At 55.1% G+C, this 19,905-nt stretch carries 14 protein-coding genes; 6 read left to right on the top strand and 8 right to left on the bottom strand.

Annotated elements, in window-relative coordinates:
* Window positions 1-31 precede the first annotated feature (31 nt).
* Together yacL and acnB are read right to left on the bottom strand one after the other, a co-directional pair.
* Complete coding sequence (gene yacL / locus L350_RS08710) at window positions 32-394, bottom strand: protein YacL (RefSeq protein ID WP_022647069.1); 363 nt, start codon at window positions 392-394, stop codon at window positions 32-34.
* Between the two features lie 181 nt (window positions 395-575).
* A complete protein-coding gene (acnB, locus tag L350_RS08715; RefSeq protein WP_022647068.1) occupies window positions 576-3,173 on the bottom strand; it encodes a bifunctional aconitate hydratase 2/2-methylisocitrate dehydratase in 2,598 nt (865 codons plus the stop codon).
* A 387-nt stretch (window positions 3,174-3,560) separates the two neighbouring features.
* Here acnB and L350_RS08720 point away from each other — a divergent pair, with 387 nt between their 5' ends.
* Complete coding sequence (locus tag L350_RS08720) at window positions 3,561-5,078, top strand: DUF3300 domain-containing protein (RefSeq protein WP_032625518.1); 1,518 nt, start codon at window positions 3,561-3,563, stop codon at window positions 5,076-5,078.
* Between the two features lie 10 nt (window positions 5,079-5,088).
* On the top strand, window positions 5,089-5,880 hold the full coding sequence (locus L350_RS08725; RefSeq protein ID WP_032625516.1) for a DUF2950 family protein: 792 nt from the start codon (window positions 5,089-5,091) through the stop codon (window positions 5,878-5,880).
* Window positions 5,881-5,932: 52 nt separating this feature from the next.
* On the opposite strand, the gene lpdA is transcribed toward L350_RS08725, so the two are convergent.
* The 4 genes from lpdA to pdhR form a co-directional block, all read right to left on the bottom strand.
* The gene (lpdA, locus tag L350_RS08730; protein WP_003856313.1) at window positions 5,933-7,357 is read right to left on the bottom strand and encodes a dihydrolipoyl dehydrogenase; all 1,425 of its coding nucleotides are present in this window, start codon (window positions 7,355-7,357) and stop codon (window positions 5,933-5,935) included.
* 175 nt (window positions 7,358-7,532) lie between these two features.
* Window positions 7,533-9,428: a pyruvate dehydrogenase complex dihydrolipoyllysine-residue acetyltransferase gene (gene aceF, locus L350_RS08735; RefSeq protein WP_032625514.1), complete on the bottom strand. Its 1,896-nt coding sequence runs from the start codon at window positions 9,426-9,428 to the stop codon at window positions 7,533-7,535.
* 14 nt (window positions 9,429-9,442) lie between these two features.
* Window positions 9,443-12,106 carry a pyruvate dehydrogenase (acetyl-transferring), homodimeric type gene (gene aceE, locus L350_RS08740; RefSeq protein WP_022647064.1) on the bottom strand — a complete coding sequence of 888 codons (2,664 nt, stop codon included), beginning with the start codon at window positions 12,104-12,106 and terminating at the stop codon, window positions 9,443-9,445.
* 123 nt (window positions 12,107-12,229) lie between these two features.
* Window positions 12,230-12,994: a pyruvate dehydrogenase complex transcriptional repressor PdhR gene (pdhR, locus tag L350_RS08745; protein ID WP_006173806.1), complete on the bottom strand. Its 765-nt coding sequence runs from the start codon at window positions 12,992-12,994 to the stop codon at window positions 12,230-12,232.
* 537 nt (window positions 12,995-13,531) lie between these two features.
* On the opposite strand from pdhR, the gene aroP reads away from it, so the two are divergent.
* The 3 genes from aroP to L350_RS08760 all read left to right on the top strand — a co-directional run bounded on the left by aroP (window position 13,532) and on the right by L350_RS08760 (window position 17,422).
* Complete coding sequence (aroP, locus tag L350_RS08750) at window positions 13,532-14,899, top strand: aromatic amino acid transporter AroP (RefSeq protein ID WP_032625509.1); 1,368 nt, start codon at window positions 13,532-13,534, stop codon at window positions 14,897-14,899.
* 164 nt (window positions 14,900-15,063) lie between these two features.
* Entirely contained in the window at window positions 15,064-16,461 is a 1,398-nt protein-coding gene (locus L350_RS08755) for a glycoside-pentoside-hexuronide (GPH):cation symporter (RefSeq protein WP_022647062.1), read from the top strand.
* Between the two features lie 10 nt (window positions 16,462-16,471).
* The gene (locus L350_RS08760; protein WP_032625507.1) at window positions 16,472-17,422 is read left to right on the top strand and encodes a glycoside hydrolase family 43 protein; all 951 of its coding nucleotides are present in this window, start codon (window positions 16,472-16,474) and stop codon (window positions 17,420-17,422) included.
* Between the two features lie 18 nt (window positions 17,423-17,440).
* On the opposite strand, the gene ampE is transcribed toward L350_RS08760, so the two are convergent.
* Complete coding sequence (ampE, locus tag L350_RS08765) at window positions 17,441-18,295, bottom strand: beta-lactamase regulator AmpE (protein WP_032625504.1); 855 nt, start codon at window positions 18,293-18,295, stop codon at window positions 17,441-17,443.
* Window positions 18,292-18,855 (bottom strand): 1,6-anhydro-N-acetylmuramyl-L-alanine amidase AmpD, encoded by a 564-nt coding sequence (gene ampD / locus L350_RS08770; protein WP_032625501.1) that lies wholly within the window; start codon window positions 18,853-18,855, stop codon window positions 18,292-18,294. Before ampD ends, ampE begins: the two co-directional genes overlap by 4 nt.
* A gap of 87 nt (window positions 18,856-18,942) precedes the next feature.
* On the opposite strand from ampD, the gene nadC reads away from it, so the two are divergent.
* Window positions 18,943-19,836, top strand: coding sequence for a carboxylating nicotinate-nucleotide diphosphorylase (gene nadC / locus L350_RS08775; RefSeq protein WP_032625499.1), 894 nt, complete (start codon window positions 18,943-18,945; stop codon window positions 19,834-19,836).
* Window positions 19,837-19,905: the final 69 nt, after the last annotated feature.

Below are 19,905 nucleotides of genomic sequence, written 5' to 3'. Positions count from 1 at the left end.
TCGTGGCCCGAAGCAGGGACGCTTCGGGGAGTTACTTCTGTTTCATAAAGTCGCGGTAGGCGTTCACCACTTTCAGGAAATCTTCCACACCGCACAGCGACAGGCTCTCTTCGTCGTAGTAGCTCATCCCCTCTTCCATCTCATCACCCGAGAACTCAAGCTGGTTGGCACGCACCATCACCTCTTCGCCATCCATCCACAGGGTGTATTCGTGTCCGGCGCGTTGCCAGGAGCGTTCACTGCCTTTCACCGTTTCCGCTGCCTGTTCGACTTCATCCAGCAGCGCGAGGTTCTCTTTCACCTCTTCGTTAAACCAGTGTCCAACGGCTTCGTGCCCCATCGACATTCGCACTTTCACCACGCCGGTGATGTCGCGCAAAAATTCGTAATCCATAGCGTTTTCCTCTGCAAAGCCATTAGGGTAATTATCGCAGCAGAGAGGAAGAAAAAAAGCGGGAGAGGTGGGAGGAATGAAAATAAAAAAATACCCCTCACCCTGGCCCTCTCCCAAAGGGAGAGGGAATAAAATCCCCCTCGCCCCTTTGGGAGAGGGGTTAGGGGTGAGGGGTTGGTTTTTATACCGCGGTCTGGAAGATCACCCCGTCAGCCTTCTCGGTGTACTGAGAGAGCTGGTCGAAGTTCAGATAGCGATAGGTATCCACCGCCGTCTTATCTACCTGAGCCACAAAGGTCTGGTACTCTTCCGGCGTTGGCAGTTTGCCAATCAGCGCCGCAACCGCTGCCAGCTCCGCAGAAGCCAGGTAGACGTTCGCCCCGGTACCCAAACGGTTCGGGAAGTTACGGGTGGAGGTGGAAACCACTGTCGCACCGTCGGCCACGCGCGCCTGGTTGCCCATGCACAGGGAGCAGCCCGGAATTTCAATACGCGCCCCGCTCTTACCGAACACGCTGTAGTAGCCCTCTTCGGTCAGCTGCGCCGCATCCATACGGGTTGGCGGCGCCACCCACAGACGGGTCGGCAGCTGGCCTTTGTGAGTATCCAGCAGCTTACCGGCAGCACGGAAGTGGCCGATGTTGGTCATACAGGAGCCGATGAACACTTCGTCGATCTTATCGCCCTGTACGTCAGAGAGCAGACGCGCATCGTCCGGATCGTTTGGCGCACACAGGATTGGCTCTTTGATATCCGCCAGATCGATGTCGATCACCGCCGCGTACTCTGCGTCAGCGTCAGCTTCCAGCAGCTGCGGATCCGCCAGCCATTTTTCCATGCCCTGAATACGACGCTCCAGCGTACGGCGGTCGCCGTAGCCTTCCGCAATCATCCACTTGAGCAGCACGATGTTGGAGGTCAGATACTCAATAATCGGCTCTTTGTTCAGCTTGATGGTACAGCCCGCCGCAGAACGCTCGGCAGAGGCATCGGTCAGCTCGAACGCCTGCTCAACTTTCAGATCCGGCAGACCTTCAATTTCCAGAATGCGGCCAGAGAAGATGTTTTTCTTGCCCTTCTTCTCAACGGTCAGCAGACCCTGTTTGATGGCATACAGCGGGATTGCGTGCACCAGATCGCGCAGAGTGATGCCCGGCTGCATTTTGCCTTTGAAACGCACCAGCACGGATTCAGGCATGTCGAGAGGCATCACGCCGGTCGCTGCGGCAAACGCCACCAGACCGGAGCCCGCAGGGAAGGAGATACCAATCGGGAAACGGGTATGGGAGTCACCGCCGGTACCCACGGTATCCGGCAGCAGCATGCGGTTCAGCCAGGAGTGGATAACGCCGTCGCCCGGACGCAGGGAGACACCGCCACGGTTCATAATGAAGTCAGGCAGCGTGTGGTGCGTAGTGACGTCAACCGGCTTCGGATATGCCGCAGTGTGGCAGAAGGACTGCATCACCAGGTCAGATGAGAAGCCCAGGCACGCAAGGTCTTTCAGTTCATCACGGGTCATTGGACCGGTGGTGTCCTGAGAGCCCACGGAGGTCATTTTCGGCTCGCAGTACGCGCCAGGACGGATACCAGCGACGCCGCAGGCGCGACCGACCATTTTCTGTGCCAGCGAGAAGCCGCGATTGCTTTCCGCCACGTCTTTCGCCTGACGGAACACGTCACTGTGCGGCAGACCCAGCGCTTCACGCGCTTTGGTGGTCAGGCCACGGCCAATGATCAGCGGAATACGGCCACCGGCACGCACTTCGTCGATCAGCACGTCGGTTTTCAGCTCGAAGCTTGCCAACAGTTCGTTGGTTTCGTGGTTGCGCACTTCGCCTTTATACGGGTAAACGTCAATCACGTCACCCATGTTCAGGTTGCTCACGTCCACTTCAATTGGCAGAGCGCCCGCATCTTCCATGGTGTTGAAGAAGATTGGCGCAATTTTGCCGCCGAGGCACAGGCCGCCGCCGCGCTTGTTCGGCACGTGCGGAATGTCGTCGCCCATGAACCACAGCACGGAGTTGGTGGCGGATTTACGGGAAGAACCGGTACCAACCACATCACCGACGTAGGCCAGCGGGAAACCTTTCTCCTGAAGCGCTTCGATCTGTTTAATCGGGCCAACGCTACCCGGCTGATCCGGCTCGATGCCTTCGCGGGCGTTTTTCAGCATCGCCAGGGCGTGCAGGGGGATATCAGGACGAGACCACGCGTCCGGAGCCGGAGAGAGGTCATCGGTGTTGGTTTCACCGGTAACCTTAAAGACGGTCACGGTAATTTTTTCAGCAAGCGCAGGGCGGTTCAGGAACCATTCGGCATCGGCCCAGGACTGCATCACCTGCTTCGCGTAAACGTTGCCTGCTTTGGCTTTTTCTTCTACATCGTAGAAGTTATCGAACATCAGCAGCGTTGAAGAGAGCGCTTTGGCAGCAATCGGTGCCAGCTTTTCGTTGTCCAGCGCGTCAATCAGCGGATGAATGTTATAGCCGCCCTGCATGGTGCCGAGCAGTTCAATGGCTTTTTCAGGAGTAACCAGTGGGGAGGTGGCTTCGCCTTTGGCGATAGCAGCAAGGAATCCGGCTTTTACGTAGGCAGCTTCATCTACGCCAGGCGGTACGCGGTTGATCAGCAGATCTAACAGGAATTCTTCTTCGCCCTCAGGCGGGTTCTTCAGCAGCTCGACGAGCGCGGCCATTTGGGTTGCATCTAAAGGTTTGGGTACAATTCCCTCGGCGGCACGTTCTGCTACGTGCTTACGGTATTCTTCTAGCACGACGGTTCTCCTCGCTCTCATTGTCATATGCGGCGGGCGTTCTCTTCACGCTCCTGTGAGACAGCAGTTTGTAGGGTAAATGCCCGATACCGCGTCGGGCAGCATAGCAGGATTTCTGCACAGTGTTAATCTGTTTACAAAAAAGCAACATTAAATTATTTGCTGAATCGTTAAGCATGGTGTAGCGGGGAGACGAGGCGAATCTTGTCCTCTTTCCCGTCGCCTTTTCAGCTATCCGATATAATTGTGTAATAAATACTCACACTCTTTATCCGGACGCTCCGGTTGGTTTCCCAACAATAGTCAAAACTGTAAAACACGAGTGAATGATACTCGCGGCAACAGCAACGCCTCACGGCACTGCACTCGTCTCGTTGGAGTCAATCTATGAAGTTGCCTTTTAAGCCACATCTTCTTGTTCTGCTTTGCAGTGCGGGGCTGTTTGCCGCCTCGGGTGTCATGTACGTTAAAAGCCGCGCAACGGAACCTGCTACGCCTGCTCCGGTTACACAACAACCTGGCGCACCGGTAGCCCAGCCTGCGCCCGTCGCTGCCCCGGTCTACACTGCGGCGCAAATCGACCAATGGGTTGCCCCTGTCGCGCTTTACCCGGATGCCCTGCTGTCGCAAATCTTGATGGCGTCGACTTACCCGTCAAATGTTATTCAGGCCGCGCAGTGGTCGAAAGATAATCCTAAAATGCAGGGTGATGCCGCCCTGCAGGCGGTAGCCACCCAGCCGTGGGATCCCAGCGTAAAATCCCTGGTTGCGTTTCCTCAGCTGATGTCGTTGATGGGCGAAAATCCGCCATGGGTACAAAATCTGGGAGACGCTTTCCTTGCACAGCCGAAAGATGTGATGGATTCCGTACAGCGGCTGCGCCTGCTGGCCCAACAAACGGGTGCGCTACAATCCACACCGCAGCAGACGGTCACCACCGTCACGAAACCTGCATCGACAAAAACCACGACAACCGCAACGCCTACCAGCCCAACGGTGATCAAGATTGAATCCGCCGATCCGCAGGTGGTGTATGTTCCCACGTATAACCCGAATACGGTTTATGGTAGCTGGCCTAACACCGCTTACCCGCCGGTCTATCTTCCGCCCTCACCCGGCGAGCAATTCACGGACAGTCTGGTTAAAGGATTAGGTTTTAGCCTCGGGGTCGCTACAACCTACGCCATTTTCAGCAATATTGACTGGGATGACGACGACTGGGATCACCATCATCACGATGATGACTGGGACAATCACGGCGGTTATAACCGCAACGGTGATAACAACATCAATATCAACGTGGATAATTTCAACAGAATCAGCGGGCAGCACCTGAACGGTAATAACCACACCTGGCAGCACAATCCTGCCTATCGTGAAGGCGTGCCTTACCCGAATAACCAGCTGGCTAACCGCTTCCACTCTACACAGACAGCCACCGGGCTAAGCGCGACGCAGCAAAATCCAGTCAATCGCGACAGCCAGCGCCAGGCCGCTCTCAGCCAGATGGAAAAATCAACGGGTAAAACCCTCCCACACTCAGTACATACAGCCACGCGGGACGCACAACGTCTGGCCTCAACGCAACAGTTGAAGCAGATCTCGCAGCGAAATAACTATCGTGGATATGACACCAGGCCACAGGCCGTAAAACGGACGAGCACGCCGCAGCGTGAACATCATCAGACTGACATGCACAGACAGGAGAAGCGGGTTTCACAGACGGTACAGCAGCCAGCCAGGCTGCATCGAGCCAATGCCCTGAGCGGCAACGACAGCCGCTCCGCGAACTGGCAAGCCCAGCAGCAGCGCGGGGCGCAAAGCCGGCAGCTCGCTACTCGTCAACATCAGCCGCGCCAGCTCACTGGCGAACGCGCTGAACGCCATGAATTCCGTCATCGTTAAGGGAGCCGACATGAAACGTCAATTACTCAGTGGAATGGTGTTGTTCATGGTCTCGGCGGCCGTCATGGCACAGCAATCGTTCAGTTCGCCAGAACAGGCGACCAGTGCGCTGGCAAGCGCCATCAGCGAGCAAAATGAAAGTGCGATGAACAATTTGCTCGGTGAAAACTGGCGCGATTTCCTGCCGCCCGAAGGCGTTGATCCTGATGCGGTCGATCGCTTCCTGCGCGACTGGAACGTTCATCATAAAACCGTCATCAGTGGCAACGTGGCGCACCTGGTGGTGGGCGATAACGGCTGGCAGCTACCGATCCCGGTGGTCAAAACGGCATCTGGCTGGCAGTTTGATATGCAGGAAGCCGCAGAAGAGATCCTGACCCGCGAAATCGGGCGCAACGAACTCGCAGCCATCGAAGCGCTTCACGCCTATGTTGATGCCCAGCAGAGCTATTTTGCGATGAACCAAAAGTACGCGCAGAAGATAGTCAGTTCTGAAGGTAAAAAGGATGGACTGTACTGGCCCGTCGCTCCCGGTGAAACGCCCAGCCCACTGGGTCCGGCGTTCAGTCCTCCACAGTCGGGGGCGGGTTACCATGGTTACCGATTCCGCATCCTGCCGGATAAAAATGGCTTTGCCATGGTCGCCTGGCCGGTGAACTACGGTCAGACGGGGGTAATGAGCTTTGTAATTAACCAGGATGACGCGGTTTATCAGGCAGATCTCGGCAACGATTCGGCGCAGAAAGCGCAGGCTCTTAGTGAATACCAGCCGGATAAGACCTGGCAGCCTGTCACACCCTGAACGCAGCGCATAAAAAAAGCGGCCTGAGGCCGCTTTTTTCATCTGAAGAAACTTATTTCTTCTTCGCTTTCGCGTTTGGCAGGTCAGTAATGCTACCTTCAAACACTTCAGCCGCCAGGCCCACGGACTCATGCAGAGTCGGGTGTGCGTGGATGGTCAGCGCGATGTCTTCTGCGTCGCAGCCCATTTCGATAGCCAGACCGATTTCACCCAGCAGCTCGCCGCCGTTGGTACCGACAATCGCACCACCGATGACGCGGTGAGTCTCTTTGTCGAAGATCAGTTTGGTCATACCGTCTGCGCAATCGGACGCGATAGCACGGCCAGAAGCAGCCCACGGGAAGGTGGCAGTTTCATAGCTGATGCCTTTCTCTTTCGCTTCTTTCTCAGTCAGACCAACCCATGCAACTTCTGGCTCGGTATACGCGATAGATGGGATCACTTTCGGATCGAAGTAATGCTTCATGCCGGCGATAACTTCAGCGGCAACATGACCTTCGTGAACACCTTTGTGCGCCAGCATTGGCTGACCGACGATATCGCCGATAGCAAAGATGTGCGGCACGTTGGTACGCAGCTGTTTGTCAACGCGGATGAAGCCACGGTCGTCCACTTCCACGCCAGCTTTGCCCGCGTCGAGATTTTTACCGTTCGGCACACGGCCGATAGCCACCAGCACGGCGTCGTAACGCTGTGGTTCGGATGGGGCTTTTTTGCCTTCCATGGAAACGTAAATACCGTCTTCTTTCGCTTCAACGGCAGTCACTTTGGTTTCCAGCATCAGGTTGAATTTCTTGCTGATGCGTTTGGTGAAGACTTTAACGATATCTTTGTCGGCTGCCGGGATTACCTGGTCGAACATTTCAACCACGTCGATCTCTGAACCCAGCGCATGGTACACAGTACCCATTTCCAGACCGATGATACCGCCGCCCATAACCAGCAGACGCTTAGGAACGGTTTTCAGCTCCAGCGCATCGGTGGAATCCCACACGCGTGGATCTTCATGTGGAATGAATGGCAGTTCGATTGGGCGAGAGCCTGCCGCGATGATCGCGTTGTCGAAGTTGATCACGGTTTTGCCGTTTTCGCCTTCCACTTCCAGGGTGTTCGCACCGGTGAATTTACCCAGACCGTTTACCACTTTCACTTTACGGCCTTTGGCCATACCCGCCAGACCGCCGGTCAGCTGAGTGATAACTTTCTCTTTCCAGGTACGAATTTTGTCGATATCGGTTTTCGGCTCGCCGAAGACGATACCGTGTTCAGCCAGCGCTTTGGCTTCTTCGATAACTTTCGCTACGTGCAGCAGCGCTTTAGAAGGGATACAGCCGACGTTCAGACAAACACCGCCGAGGGTGCTGTAACGTTCTACGATGACGGTTTCCAGACCTAAATCCGCGGCGCGAAATGCTGCGGAGTAACCTGCCGGGCCTGCCCCAAGTACTACGACCTGAGTTTTGATTTCTGTGCTCATCATGACCTCTTAATGTATACCCGTCGTCCACCGGGTCGTTCTATCCGCCCGTATTTTACAAAATTGTTAACAATTTTGAAACAACAAACGGCTCACGAATTATCGCTTTCACCAATAACCTCAAAAACCCCATGAGATTATCAGAAAAAAGCCGGCCGACTGGCCGGCTTTTCGATTACATCACCAGGCGGCGAATGTCGCTCAGGGTGTTGTTGATGATGGTGATGAAACGCGCACCATCAGCCCCGTCGATTACGCGGTGGTCGAAGGAGAGAGAGATTGGCATCATCAGACGCGGCACGAACTCTTTGCCATTCCACACCGGCTCCATCGCGGACTTAGACACACCGAGGATAGCCACTTCCGGCGCGTTTACAATCGGCGCGAAGTGGGTGGTACCCAGGCCGCCGATGCTGGAGATAGTGAAGCAGCCGCCCTGCATTTCGCCGGCAGTCAGCTTACCATCACGCGCTTTTTTGGAGATGGTGGTCAGTTCACGGGACAGCTCGGTAATGCTCTTCTTGTTCACGTCTTTGAAGACCGGAACCACCAGACCATTTGGCGTATCAACCGCAACACCGATGTTGATGTATTTCTTCAGCGTCAGCTTCTGGCCGTCTTCGGACAGGGAGCTGTTGAAGCGTGGCATCTGCTCAAGAGCAGCGGCAACGGCCTTCATGATAAAGACCACTGGGGTGAACTTCACGTCCAGCTTACGCTTCTCAGCTTCGGCGTTCTGCTGTTTACGGAACGCTTCCAGATCGGTGATATCGGTCTTATCGAAGTGCGTAACGTGCGGGATCATCACCCAGTTACGGCTCAGGTTAGCACCAGAGATTTTCTGGATACGGCCCAGCTCCACTTCTTCGATTTCACCGAACTTGCTGAAGTCCACTTTCGGCCATGGCAGCATGCCCGGGATACCGCCGCCAGCGGCTGCCGCAGGTGCAGCTTCGGCGCGTTTCACCGCGTCTTTCACGTAACCCTGAACGTCTTCGCGCAGGATACGACCTTTACGGCCGGTGCCCTTCACTTTCGCCAGGTTCACACCGAATTCGCGCGCCAGGCGACGAATCAGCGGAGTCGCGTGGACGTAAGCGTCGTTTTCAGCGAACTCAGATTTTTCTGCTTTAGCAGCAGGGGCAGCAGCAGGTTTAGCAGCCTGAGCCGGTGCAGCAGCAGGTGCCGGAGCAGCCGCGGCAGCCGGAGCGGCGGCAGGCGCTGCGCCTTCCACTTCGAAGACCATGATCAGAGAGCCGGTAGACACTTTGTCGCCGGTGCTGATTTTGATCTCTTTAACGGTACCGGCGAACGGCGCAGGCACTTCCATAGAAGCTTTGTCGCCTTCAACGGTGATCAGTGACTGTTCAGCGGCAACTTTGTCGCCCACTTTCACCATCACTTCGGTCACTTCAACTTCGTCACCGCCGATATCCGGTACGTTAACGTCTTTCGCGCCGCCAGCAGCCGCTGGTGCAGCGGCCGGAGCCGGAGCAGCAGCCTGAGCAGGCGCAGCGGCAGGTGCTGCACCCGCCACTTCGAAGACCATGATCAGCGAGCCGGTAGACACTTTGTCACCGGTGTTAATCTTGATCTCTTTAACGGTACCGGCGAACGGTGCTGGCACTTCCATAGAGGCTTTGTCGCCTTCTACGGTGATCAGTGACTGCTCAGCCGCAACGGTGTCGCCCACTTTCACCAGGATTTCGGTAACTTCAACTTCGTCACCGCCGATATCAGGCACATTTACTTCTTTCGCTGCCGCGGCCGCTGCTGGAGCAGCAGCAGGAGCGGCTTCTTTCTTCTCTTCCTGCGCAGGTGCAGCAGCTGCTGCACCGTCGGCGGAATCGAAAATCATGATCAGTTTGCCAGTCTCGGTTTTATCGCCAACAGAGACTTTGATCTCTTTAACGATGCCAGCCTGAGGAGACGGGACTTCCATAGAGGCTTTGTCGCCTTCTACGGTGATCAGCGACTGTTCAGCTTCAACTTTGTCGCCTACTTTGACCAGGATCTCGGTGATTTCAACTTCATCAGCCCCGATGTCCGGTACATTGATTTCGATAGCCATTATTCTTTTACCTCTTACGCCAGACGCGGGTTAACTTTATCTGCATCGATGTTGAATTTGGTGATTGCGTCCGCAACCACTTTCTTATCGATTTCGCCACGTTTAGCCAGTTCGCCCAGTGCTGCTACAACCACGTAGGAAGCATCAACTTCGAAGTGGTGACGCAGGTTTTCGCGGCTGTCAGAACGACCGAAGCCGTCAGTACCCAGTACGCGATAATCATCAGCTGGAACGTAAGTACGAACCTGCTCAGCGAACAGTTTCATATAGTCAGTAGACGCCACCGCTGGCGCGTCGTTCATCACCTGAGCGATGTACGGAACGCGTGGGGTTTCCATTGGGTGCAGCATGTTCCAGCGCTCACAATCCTGGCCATCACGCGCCAGTTCAGTGAAGGAGGTCACAGAGTACACATCGGAACCCACACCGTAGTCTTTCGCCAGGATCTGCGCTGCTTCACGAACGTGACGCAGGATAGAACCGGAGCCCAGCAGCTGAACTTTACCTTTGCTACCTTCGATGGTTTCGAGTTTGTAGATACCTTTACGGATACCTTCCTCGGCACCTGCTGGCATTGCCGGCATGTGGTAGTTTTCGTTCAGGGTGGTGATGTAGTAGTAAACGTTCTCTTGCGCTTCACCGTACATGCGCTGCAGACCGTCATGCATGATGACTGCCACTTCGTACGCGTAAGACGGGTCGTAAGAGATACAGTTAGGGATAGTCAGAGACTGAATGTGGCTGTGACCATCTTCGTGCTGCAGACCTTCACCGTTCAGGGTCGTACGACCAGAAGTACCACCGATCAGGAAGCCGCGAGCCTGCTGGTCGCCTGCCTGCCAGCACAGATCACCGATACGCTGGAACCCGAACATGGAGTAGTAGATGTAGAACGGGATCATCGGCAGGTTGTTGGTGCTGTAAGAGGTCGCAGCAGCCAGCCAGGATGCGCCTGCGCCCAGCTCGTTGATACCTTCCTGCAGGATCTGACCTTTCTCGTCTTCTTTGTAGTATGCAACCTGCTCACGGTCCTGCGGGGTGTACTGCTGGCCGTTCGGGCTGTAGATACCGATCTGACGGAACAGACCTTCCATACCGAAAGTACGCGCTTCGTCGGCGATGATTGGAACCAGACGATCTTTGATTGACTTGTTCTTCAGCATCACGTTCAGGGCACGAACGAAAGCGATAGTGGTAGAGATCTCTTTGTTCTGCTCTTCCAGCAGCTGAGAGAAGTCTTCCAGGGCTGGCAGTTCCAGCTTCTCGGTGAAGTTAGGCTGACGAGCAGGCAGGTAGCCTTTCAGCGCCTGACGACGTTCGTGCAGGTACTTGTGCTCTTCAGACCCTTCCGGGAAGGTGATGTAAGACAGGTTTTCTACCTGCTCATCGGTCACTGGAACGTTGAAACGGTCGCGAATATAACGCACGCCGTCCATGTTCATTTTCTTAACCTGGTGAGCGATGTTTTTACCTTCTGCGGTATCACCCATGCCGTAACCTTTGATGGTGTGGGCCAGGATCACAGTCGCTTTACCTTTGGTTTCCTGCGCTTTTTTCAGTGCAGCGTAAACTTTCTTCGGATCGTGACCACCGCGGTTCAGCGCCCAGATCTGCTCGTCAGTCCAGTCTGCAACCAGGGCTGCGGTTTCAGGATATTTGCCGAAGAAGTGCTCACGAACGTAGGCACCGTCTTTGGATTTGAAGGTCTGGTAGTCGCCGTCAACGGTTTCGTTCATCAGCTGGATCAGTTTACCGCTGGTGTCTTTACGCAGCAGCTCATCCCAACGACCGCCCCACATGACTTTGATCACGTTCCAGCCTGCACCCGCGAAGATGCCTTCCAGTTCGTTAATGATCTTGCCGTTACCGGTTACCGGACCATCCAGACGTTGTAGGTTACAGTTGATGATGAAGCACAGGTTGTCCAGCTTCTCACGGGTCGCGATAGTGATCGCGCCTTTAGATTCTGGCTCATCCATTTCACCGTCGCCCAGGAAGGCGTAAACGGTCTGCTCAGAGGTGTCTTTCAGACCACGGTGTTCCAGGTACTTCAGGAATTTAGCCTGATAGATTGCACCAATTGGACCCAGACCCATAGATACGGTCGGGAACTGCCAGAACTCAGGCATCAGTTTAGGGTGCGGATAAGAAGACAGACCCTTACCGTGAACTTCCTGACGGAAGTTGTTCATCTGCTCTTCAGTCAGACGACCTTCCAGGAAGGCACGTGCATAGATGCCCGGAGAGATGTGGCCCTGGAAGTACACCAGATCGCCGCCGTCTTTCTCGTTGGCTGCACGGAAGAAGTGGTTGAAGCACACTTCGTAAACGGTCGCAGAGGACTGGAAGGACGCCATGTGGCCACCCAGTTCCAGATCTTTCTTGGATGCGCGCAGAACGGTCATGATAGCGTTCCAGCGGATAGCAGAACGGATACGGCGTTCCAGATCCAGATTGCCCGGGTATTCCGGTTCGTCTTCGACGGCAATCGTGTTTACGTAGTTGCTAGCCCCTGCACCTGAAGCCACTTTCACGCCGCCTTTGCGCGCTTCTGAAAGCAGCTGATCAATCAGATACTGAGCACGCTCAACACCTTCTTCACGGATGACCGATTCGATCGCCTGTAGCCAGTCGCGAGTTTCGATCGGATCCACGTCATTTTGGAGACGTTCTGACATGGGGGTATTCCTTATCTATCTAATACGTTGATTTGTCTGGAACCTGTCCCATTGTGCTCTCGGTTAAGAGCACAATAAGACAGGTTCTGCGTTTAGTTGCCGCGCTCTAAAAGTACCTGGCGCTTAATCCTTTCGTTGCTGTATGCGGCGCAATGAACGCTCGCGACGCGATTGTTCACGGCTGCGGTCCAGCAAGATTTCCTCAATGAAAGCCAGATGGCGGTGCGACGCTTCACGCGCCTGCTCCGGTTCCCCGGCCATTATCGCCTCGAATACTCGGGTGCGATGGTTGCTTACCAGCGGGAGCATCTCCCGACGGGCATACAACAATTCAAAATTCTGACGAACGTTCTGGGCCAGCATGGGCTCCATGCAGCGTAGCAGATGGAGGAGCACCACGTTGTGCGCTGCTTCGGTGACGGCAATTTGATACTGGACAACGGCGCTGGATTCGGCGTCTAAGTCGCCGGACTGCTGTGCCCGTTCAATGGCCTGATGCAGCTCGCGAATACGTACGCGGTCTTCATCAGTGCTGCGAAGGGCGGCGTAATAGGCCGCGATACCTTCCAGCGCGTGACGGGTCTCAAGCAGATCAAACTGGGATTCTGGGTGGTCAGAGAGAAGTTCTACCAGCGGGTCGCTGAAGCTCTGCCACAGGCTGTTTTGCACAAAGGTTCCGCCACCCTGACGACGGAGCAACAGGCCCTTTGCTTCGAGACGTTGAATCGCCTCACGCAGAGAGGGGCGTGAAACGTCGAACTGTTTTGCCAGCTCGCGTTCTGGCGGGAGTTTCTCGCCCGGGCGCAGTGTCCCTTCGAGAATCAAAAACTCCAGCTGCTGCTCAATCACATCGGAAAGTTTTGGTTGGCGAATTTTGCTGTAGGCCATATTCCCTGTCTTACGCCTTTTTGCCCGGAGTCAATTGGTCTTACCAATTTCATGTTCGTATCGCTAAAGTAACAAAGTATTCACCTTCTGTCCATATTGGTTTTGATTGAAATCAGGAAACCCGGCACATTTTAACAACCTTACAGAACTAACGTTTCAGGAATGTAACTTTGCACAAATGAAATGGTTACTCCCAAAGGGGCAGTTTTAACCATATTTAAACGAGGGATTTTGCAATCTGAAGCGATTCAACAAGGCAAAATATGAAAATTCGCCCACTTATGACGCATTTCTATTCTATAGGTTGGGGTATGAGGGGTTAACGTACCGATTTACAATTGGTTTCTTTTTATTCAAGTCGTCATCAGCCCTTCATAAAGCAGGTGCATTCGCTGGCACTTACCACTATTCTGGCGCTAACGGAAGCCATCTCCGCTTTTTTCGGTATCGTTAACCGTAAAGAAATAAATACAGAATATGGACTTTCATAATTACACACGCACAGCGTGAACATAACAACCACACACGAGGTTTCAAATGGAAGCTCAACAGCATGGCGATCAGCTAAAGCGCGGTCTTAAAAACCGCCATATTCAGCTCATCGCCCTGGGCGGTGCTATTGGTACTGGCCTGTTTCTGGGCAGTGCGTCCGTTATCCAGTCGGCCGGTCCGGGCATCATTCTGGGTTACGCGATTGCAGGTTTCATTGCGTTTTTGATTATGCGCCAGTTAGGGGAAATGGTCGTCGAGGAGCCGGTTGCAGGCTCTTTTAGCCACTTTGCCTACAAATACTGGGGCAGCTTTGCGGGGTTCGCCTCCGGATGGAACTACTGGGTTCTTTACGTGCTGGTTGCTATGGCGGAACTCACCGCCGTCGGTAAATACATTCAATTCTGGTACCCGGAGATCCCCACCTGGGCGTCTGCGGCAGTCTTCTTCGTGCTGATCAACGCCATCAACCTGACCAACGTGAAAGTGTTTGGGGAAATGGAGTTCTGGTTCGCCATTATCAAAGTAATTGCCGTTGTAGCGATGATCATTTTTGGCGGCTGGCTGCTCTTCAGCGGCAACGGTGGCCCGCAGGCAACCGTGCGCAACCTCTGGGAACAGGGCGGGTTCCTGCCGCACGGCATGACCGGCCTGGTAATGATGATGGCGATCATTATGTTCTCCTTCGGCGGTCTGGAGCTGGTGGGCATCACCGCCGCGGAAGCCGACAACCCGGAGCAGAGCATCCCGAAAGCCACAAATCAGGTTATCTACCGTATTCTGATCTTCTACGTGGGCTCCCTGGCGGTCCTGCTCTCCCTGCTGCCATGGACACGCGTCACGGCGGATACCAGCCCGTTTGTGCTGATCTTCCACGAGCTGGGCGACACCTTCGTGGCGAACGCGCTCAACGTCGTAGTGCTGACCGCCGCGCTCTCTGTTTATAACAGCTGCGTTTACTGCAACAGCCGTATGCTGTTCGGCCTGGCGCAACAGGGCAACGCACCGAAAGCGCTGCTTACCATTGATAAACGTGGCGTACCGGTTAACACCATTATCGTGTCGGCGGTCGTGACGGCGCTTTGCGTTCTGATTAACTACCTGGCACCGGAATCGGCCTTCGGCCTGCTGATGGCGTTGGTGGTTTCCGCGCTGGTGATCAACTGGGCGATGATTAGCCTCGCGCACATCAAGTTCCGCCGCGCCAAGCAGCAGGGCGTAACCACGCGCTTCCCTGCCCTGCTCTATCCGCTGGGGAACTGGGTTTGCCTGCTGTTCATGGCGGCCGTGCTGGTCATCATGCTCATCACGCCAGGCATGGCGATTTCCGTCTACCTCATCCCGGTGTGGATTGCGATCCTCGGCGTGGGCTATATGGTGAAACAGAAAAACGCCAAAACGGTGAAAGCGCACTAAGTGTTTTCTCGCTGTACCCGCAGTTGCGGGTACAGCGTCTTGTTACCTTCCTCACAAATTCACGCCAACAGCAAAATCCTCCATATCACCGCCCTTATATTGCAACGCATATATCCGTTTGCCAGCGAATAATTCTCTCCATACCGAAACCCGGAGATCTGTCGATGGATAACAACAAACTGTCAGTAAAAGAAAAGATCGGCTATGGCATGGGTGACGCCGGATGCAACATTATCTTTGGCGCCATCATGTTATTTGTTAACTATTTTTATACGGATATTTTTGGTCTGGCGCCTGCGCTGGTTGGGGTACTGCTGCTGTCCGTTCGCGTGATTGACGCCGTAACGGACCCAATCATGGGCGCGATTGCCGACCGTACCCGCAGCAAATATGGCCGATTTCGTCCATGGCTACTGTGGATTGCCTTCCCCTATGCGCTGTTCAGCATCCTGATGTTCACCACCCCAGAGTGGAGCTATAACAGCAAAGTTATCTATGCATTTGTCACCTACTTCCTGCTGTCGCTGACCTATACCGCCATCAACATTCCGTACTGCTCGCTCGGCGGCGTAATCACCAACGACCCGAAAGAGCGCGTTGCCTGCCAGTCCTATCGTTTTGTTATGGTCGGTATCGCCACGCTGCTGCTGTCGCTTACGCTCCTGCCAATGGCCGACTGGTTCGGTGGGGATAACAAAGCCAAAGGCTACCAGATGGCGATGACCGTGCTGGCGCTGATTGGTACCTGCATGTTCCTGTTCTGCTTCGCCACGGTGCGCGAGCGCGTTCGCCCGGCTGTACAAACCCACGACGAACTGAAAAACGACCTGAAGGATGTGTGGAAGAATGACCAGTGGGTGCGCATTCTGCTTCTGACGCTCTGCAACGTCTGCCCGGGCTTTATCCGCATGGCGGCCACCATGTATTACGTCACCTGGGTAATGGGGCAAAGCACCCATTTCGCCACGCTGTTTATCAGCCTGGGCGTTGTCGGCATGATGTTCGGCAGTATGCTGGCGAAAGTGCTGACCGACCGCTGGTGCAAGCTGAAGGTCTTCTTCTGGACCAACATCGCGCTGGCGATTTTCTCCTGCGCCTTCTACTTCTTCGACCCGAAAGCGACGACAACCATTGTTGTGCTTTACGTCCTGCTGAATATCCTGCACCAGATCCCATCCCCTCTGCACTGGTCACTGATGGCCGACGTGGACGACTACGGTGAATGGAAAACCGGGAAACGTATCACCGGGATCAGCTTCTCCGGCAACATTTTCTTCCTGAAGCTGGGTCTGGCGATTGCCGGGGCGATGGTTGGCTTCCTGCTCTCCTGGTACGGTTATGACGCGGGCGCAAAAGCGCAGAGCGCGGATGCCATCAACGGCATTGTGCTGCTCTTTACCGTCATCCCTGGCATTGGATATTTAATTACCGCGGGCGTTGTACGTCTGCTGAAAGTGGACCGTGAGACCATGAAGCAAATCCAGTCCGATCTGGAGAAGCGTCGCACCAACTATCGTGAACTGAGCGACTATCAGGAATTTAAAGCCGCTGAGACTAAATAAGGAAAGCCGAATGCAAACCTGGCCAAACCCGTTTATTGAACAACGCGCCGACCCGTATATCCTGCGTCACGAAGGACAATATTACTTTATCGCCTCCGTGCCGGAGTATGACCGGCTGGCGATCCGCCGCGCGGACTCGCTGGAAGATTTAGGCAATGCCGAAGAGGTAGTTGTCTGGCGCAAGCCCGACACCGGCCCGATGAGCCAGCTGATCTGGGCACCGGAACTGCATCATATCGACGGCAAGTGGTACATCTACTTTGCCGCCACACATACCCAGGCGCTCGACGAACTCGGGATGTTCCAGCATCGCATGTTCGCCATTGAATGCGCAGATCGCGATCCGCTCACCGGTACATGGGTGGAAAAAGGGCAAATCAAAACCCCGTTTGACACCTTCGCGCTGGATGCCACTACCTTTGTGCATCAGGGCAAACGCTGGTATCTGTGGGCGCAAAAAGCCCCGGACATTTCCGGTAACTCCAATCTTTACCTGTGTGAAATGGAAAATCCGTGGACGCTGAAAGGCGAGCCGGTGATGCTCAGTAAACCGGAATATGACTGGGAGTGCCGCGGGTTCTGGGTCAACGAAGGTCCGGCGGTGCTGTTCCATGGCGATAAGCTGTTTATCAGCTATTCCGCCAGCGCCACCGACGAGAACTACTGCATGGGATTACTGTGGGCAGACCTGAATGCCGATCCGCAAAACCCGGCTAACTGGCATAAATCCCCGCGCCCGGTGTTCGTCACCAGCTACGAAAACCGTCAGTATGGGCCAGGCCATAACAGCTTTACGCAGACGCCGGAAGGCGAAGATGTGCTGGTCTACCACGCGCGAAACTACACTGAAATTGAAGGCGATCCGCTTTACGATCCCAATCGCCATACTCGCCTGAAACTCGTCCGCTGGAACGAAAACGGGATGCCTGATTTCGGCATCCCGCCCGCAGATACGCTATAACGGCTTCGGCACGCTGGCTTAAACCAGCGTGCCGTAAATCGTCAACAGCGCCACAATCACCACCACCACAAACGACGTTTTCTTCGCCATCGAGACGGCAGCCTTTGGCGTTACAACTTTATCCGTGTGCGGCTCACGCGCCAGCGAGAACTGTGCCAGTCGGGTTAAAACCTGATACTGCGCGGTATGGCGGTCTGCAAGGGAGGCAAACCACGCGGGCAGCGCCTTTTCACCGTGACCGATGAGGGCATAGACCACGCCGACCAGACGCACCGGAAGCCAGTCGAGCACGTGCAGGATGGCATCAATGCCGGACTGTAGACGTTCATGCGGCGTAAGATAGCGGGCAAGCCAGGTCTGCCAGGCGCGCAGGAACGCGTAACCCATCAGCAGTACCGGCCCCCAGGGTCCGCCCACCACGAACCAGAACAGCGGCGCCAGGTAGTAACGGAAGTTAATCCACAGCAGCGCGTTTTGCAGCTCCCGCAGAAACTCGCGTTCATCGCAGTCCGGCGGTACACCGTGGATCATCGTCAACTCGCTCGCCATCGCGCCGCGCGCGTGGGCATCATCCCGGGAAGCGGCTTTCAGATACGCGTGATAGTGCAAACGCACCTTGCCCGCGCCAATACACAACACACCGAGCAGGATCCACATCACCAGCAGCGGCACGTTGAAAAAGAGGCCGTAAAGCGAGCGCAGCAACAGGAACGTAATCACCATCACGCCTGCCGTCATCAGCAACGTGCGCAGCATGGAAAAATGCCTGATGCGGCGGAATAACACCTCCAGCCGATGATCCAGATGCCAGTGTTCGCCGAGCTTAAACAGGCGTTCAGCGATCATAACCAGCAGCATGGTAAACAACGTCATGTTATCTCCTTATCTGACGACGTGGTAAGCATGGCGTGAAACCGGGACCAGTCAAAAGCCGGGCCGGGGTCGGTTTTTCTTTCGGGGGCGATGTCGCTGTGCCCTGTAATATTGTCTGCAATGGCGGGATAGCGCCCGATTAACGTTTGCGTTACAGCAACCAGTTTCTCATATTGCGCATCGGTGTAAGGCGTGGTGTCCGTTCCTTCCAGTTCAATTCCAATGGAGAAATCATTGCACCGCTCGCGCCCCTGATACTTCGACACGCCGGCATGCCAGGCACGCTTATCAAAAGGAACATACTGAACCACTTCGCCATTACGACGGATCAGACAGTGCGCCGATACGCGCAGATGCGCAATCTCAGCAAAGAAGGGGTGGGCATCGGGATCTATCGTTCCAGTGAATAACGCATCGATCCACGGACCGCCAAACTCACCCGGCGGGAGACTAATATTGTGAACCACCAGCAGTGTGGGCTTTTCATCCTCCGGGCGGCAGTCGTGGTGCGGCGACGGTACATGCCGCGCGTCCACCAGCCATCCGTTTTCTAACAACATGCTGGAACTCCTTATCTATGGTGCTGTTACTCGGTTCAGAGTAGCATGTTTCAATATTATGATTCGTTACCAATTTGGAGTTTTATCATGCCGCCTCGCCGCTATAACCCCGACCACCGACGTGACGCGCTTCTGGAACGTATTAATAGTGATATCCCGGCAAGCGTTGCCCATGCCCTGAGAGAAGACCTCGGCGGTGACGTCAGCGCCGATAACGATATTACCGCCCAATTGTTGCCAAAAGAGACACGCTCGCATGCGGTGATTATCACCCGTCAAGCGGGGGTTTTCTGCGGCAAACGCTGGGTTGAGGAGGTCTTTACCCAGCTGGCGGGCGACGAGGTGCAGGTAACATGGCACGTTGAGGACGGCGATGCGGTCACGGCGAATCAGCCACTGTTCGAACTGGCCGGCCCGTCCCGCGTCTTGCTGACCGGTGAACGCACCGCCCTCAATTTTGTGCAAACGCTCTCTGGCGTTGCCAGTGAAGTACGCCGCTACGTTGACCTGCTGGCAGGCACCCGCACGCAGCTGCTGGATACCCGTAAAACCCTGCCGGGCCTGCGCATCGCGCTGAAATACGCCGTGCTCTGCGGCGGTGGCGCCAACCATCGTCTGGGGCTATCCGATGCCTTCCTGATCAAAGAGAACCACATTATTGCCTCTGGCTCGGTACGTCAGGCCGTGGAAAAAGCCTTCTGGCTGCATCCGGATGTGCCGGTTGAGGTGGAAGTGGAAACGCTGGATGAGCTGGACGAGGCCATTAAAGCGGGGGCTGACATCATCATGCTCGATAACTTCGACACGGAGCAGATGCGTGAAGCGGTCAAACGCACAAACGGCCAGGCGCAGCTTGAGGTGTCCGGCAACGTGACGTTCGACACCCTTCGCGAATTTGCTGAAACCGGCGTCGATTATATCTCCGTTGGCGCCCTGACCAAGCACGTACGTGCCCTGGACCTCTCGATGCGCTTCAAATAACTGATCTTCCCCTCTCCGCCCGGAGAGGGGAAATACGAAACCGCTCGCAATTACGCTGTCCTTCTCTGC

The sequence above is a fragment of the Enterobacter sp. MGH 4 genome (genome assembly GCF_000534735.1).
Classification (GTDB): domain Bacteria; phylum Pseudomonadota; class Gammaproteobacteria; order Enterobacterales; family Enterobacteriaceae; genus Enterobacter; species Enterobacter intestinihominis.
The sequence above is the reverse complement of the archived record's forward strand: the minus strand, read 5'-3'. Positions and strand labels throughout refer to the sequence as shown.

Bases quoted from the DNA above. Each gene is read 5' to 3' on its own strand.
- ampE (WP_032625504.1), bottom strand. From the start codon at position 18,295: ATGACGTTGTTTACCATGCTGCTGGTTATGATCGCTGAACGCCTGTTT.
- nadC (WP_032625499.1), top strand. From the start codon at position 18,943: ATGCCGCCTCGCCGCTATAACCCCGACCACCGACGTGACGCGCTTCTG.
- aceE (WP_022647064.1), bottom strand. From the start codon at position 12,106: ATGTCAGAACGTCTCCAAAATGACGTGGATCCGATCGAAACTCGCGAC.
- L350_RS08760 (WP_032625507.1), top strand. From the start codon at position 16,472: ATGCAAACCTGGCCAAACCCGTTTATTGAACAACGCGCCGACCCGTAT.
- L350_RS08720 (WP_032625518.1), top strand. From the start codon at position 3,561: ATGAAGTTGCCTTTTAAGCCACATCTTCTTGTTCTGCTTTGCAGTGCG.
- L350_RS08725 (WP_032625516.1), top strand. From the start codon at position 5,089: ATGAAACGTCAATTACTCAGTGGAATGGTGTTGTTCATGGTCTCGGCG.
- ampD (WP_032625501.1), bottom strand. From the start codon at position 18,855: ATGTTGTTAGAAAACGGATGGCTGGTGGACGCGCGGCATGTACCGTCG.
- aroP (WP_032625509.1), top strand. From the start codon at position 13,532: ATGGAAGCTCAACAGCATGGCGATCAGCTAAAGCGCGGTCTTAAAAAC.
- yacL (WP_022647069.1), bottom strand. From the start codon at position 394: ATGGATTACGAATTTTTGCGCGACATCACCGGCGTGGTGAAAGTGCGA.
- pdhR (WP_006173806.1), bottom strand. From the start codon at position 12,994: ATGGCCTACAGCAAAATTCGCCAACCAAAACTTTCCGATGTGATTGAG.
- L350_RS08755 (WP_022647062.1), top strand. From the start codon at position 15,064: ATGGATAACAACAAACTGTCAGTAAAAGAAAAGATCGGCTATGGCATG.
- aceF (WP_032625514.1), bottom strand. From the start codon at position 9,428: ATGGCTATCGAAATCAATGTACCGGACATCGGGGCTGATGAAGTTGAA.
- lpdA (WP_003856313.1), bottom strand. From the start codon at position 7,357: ATGAGCACAGAAATCAAAACTCAGGTCGTAGTACTTGGGGCAGGCCCG.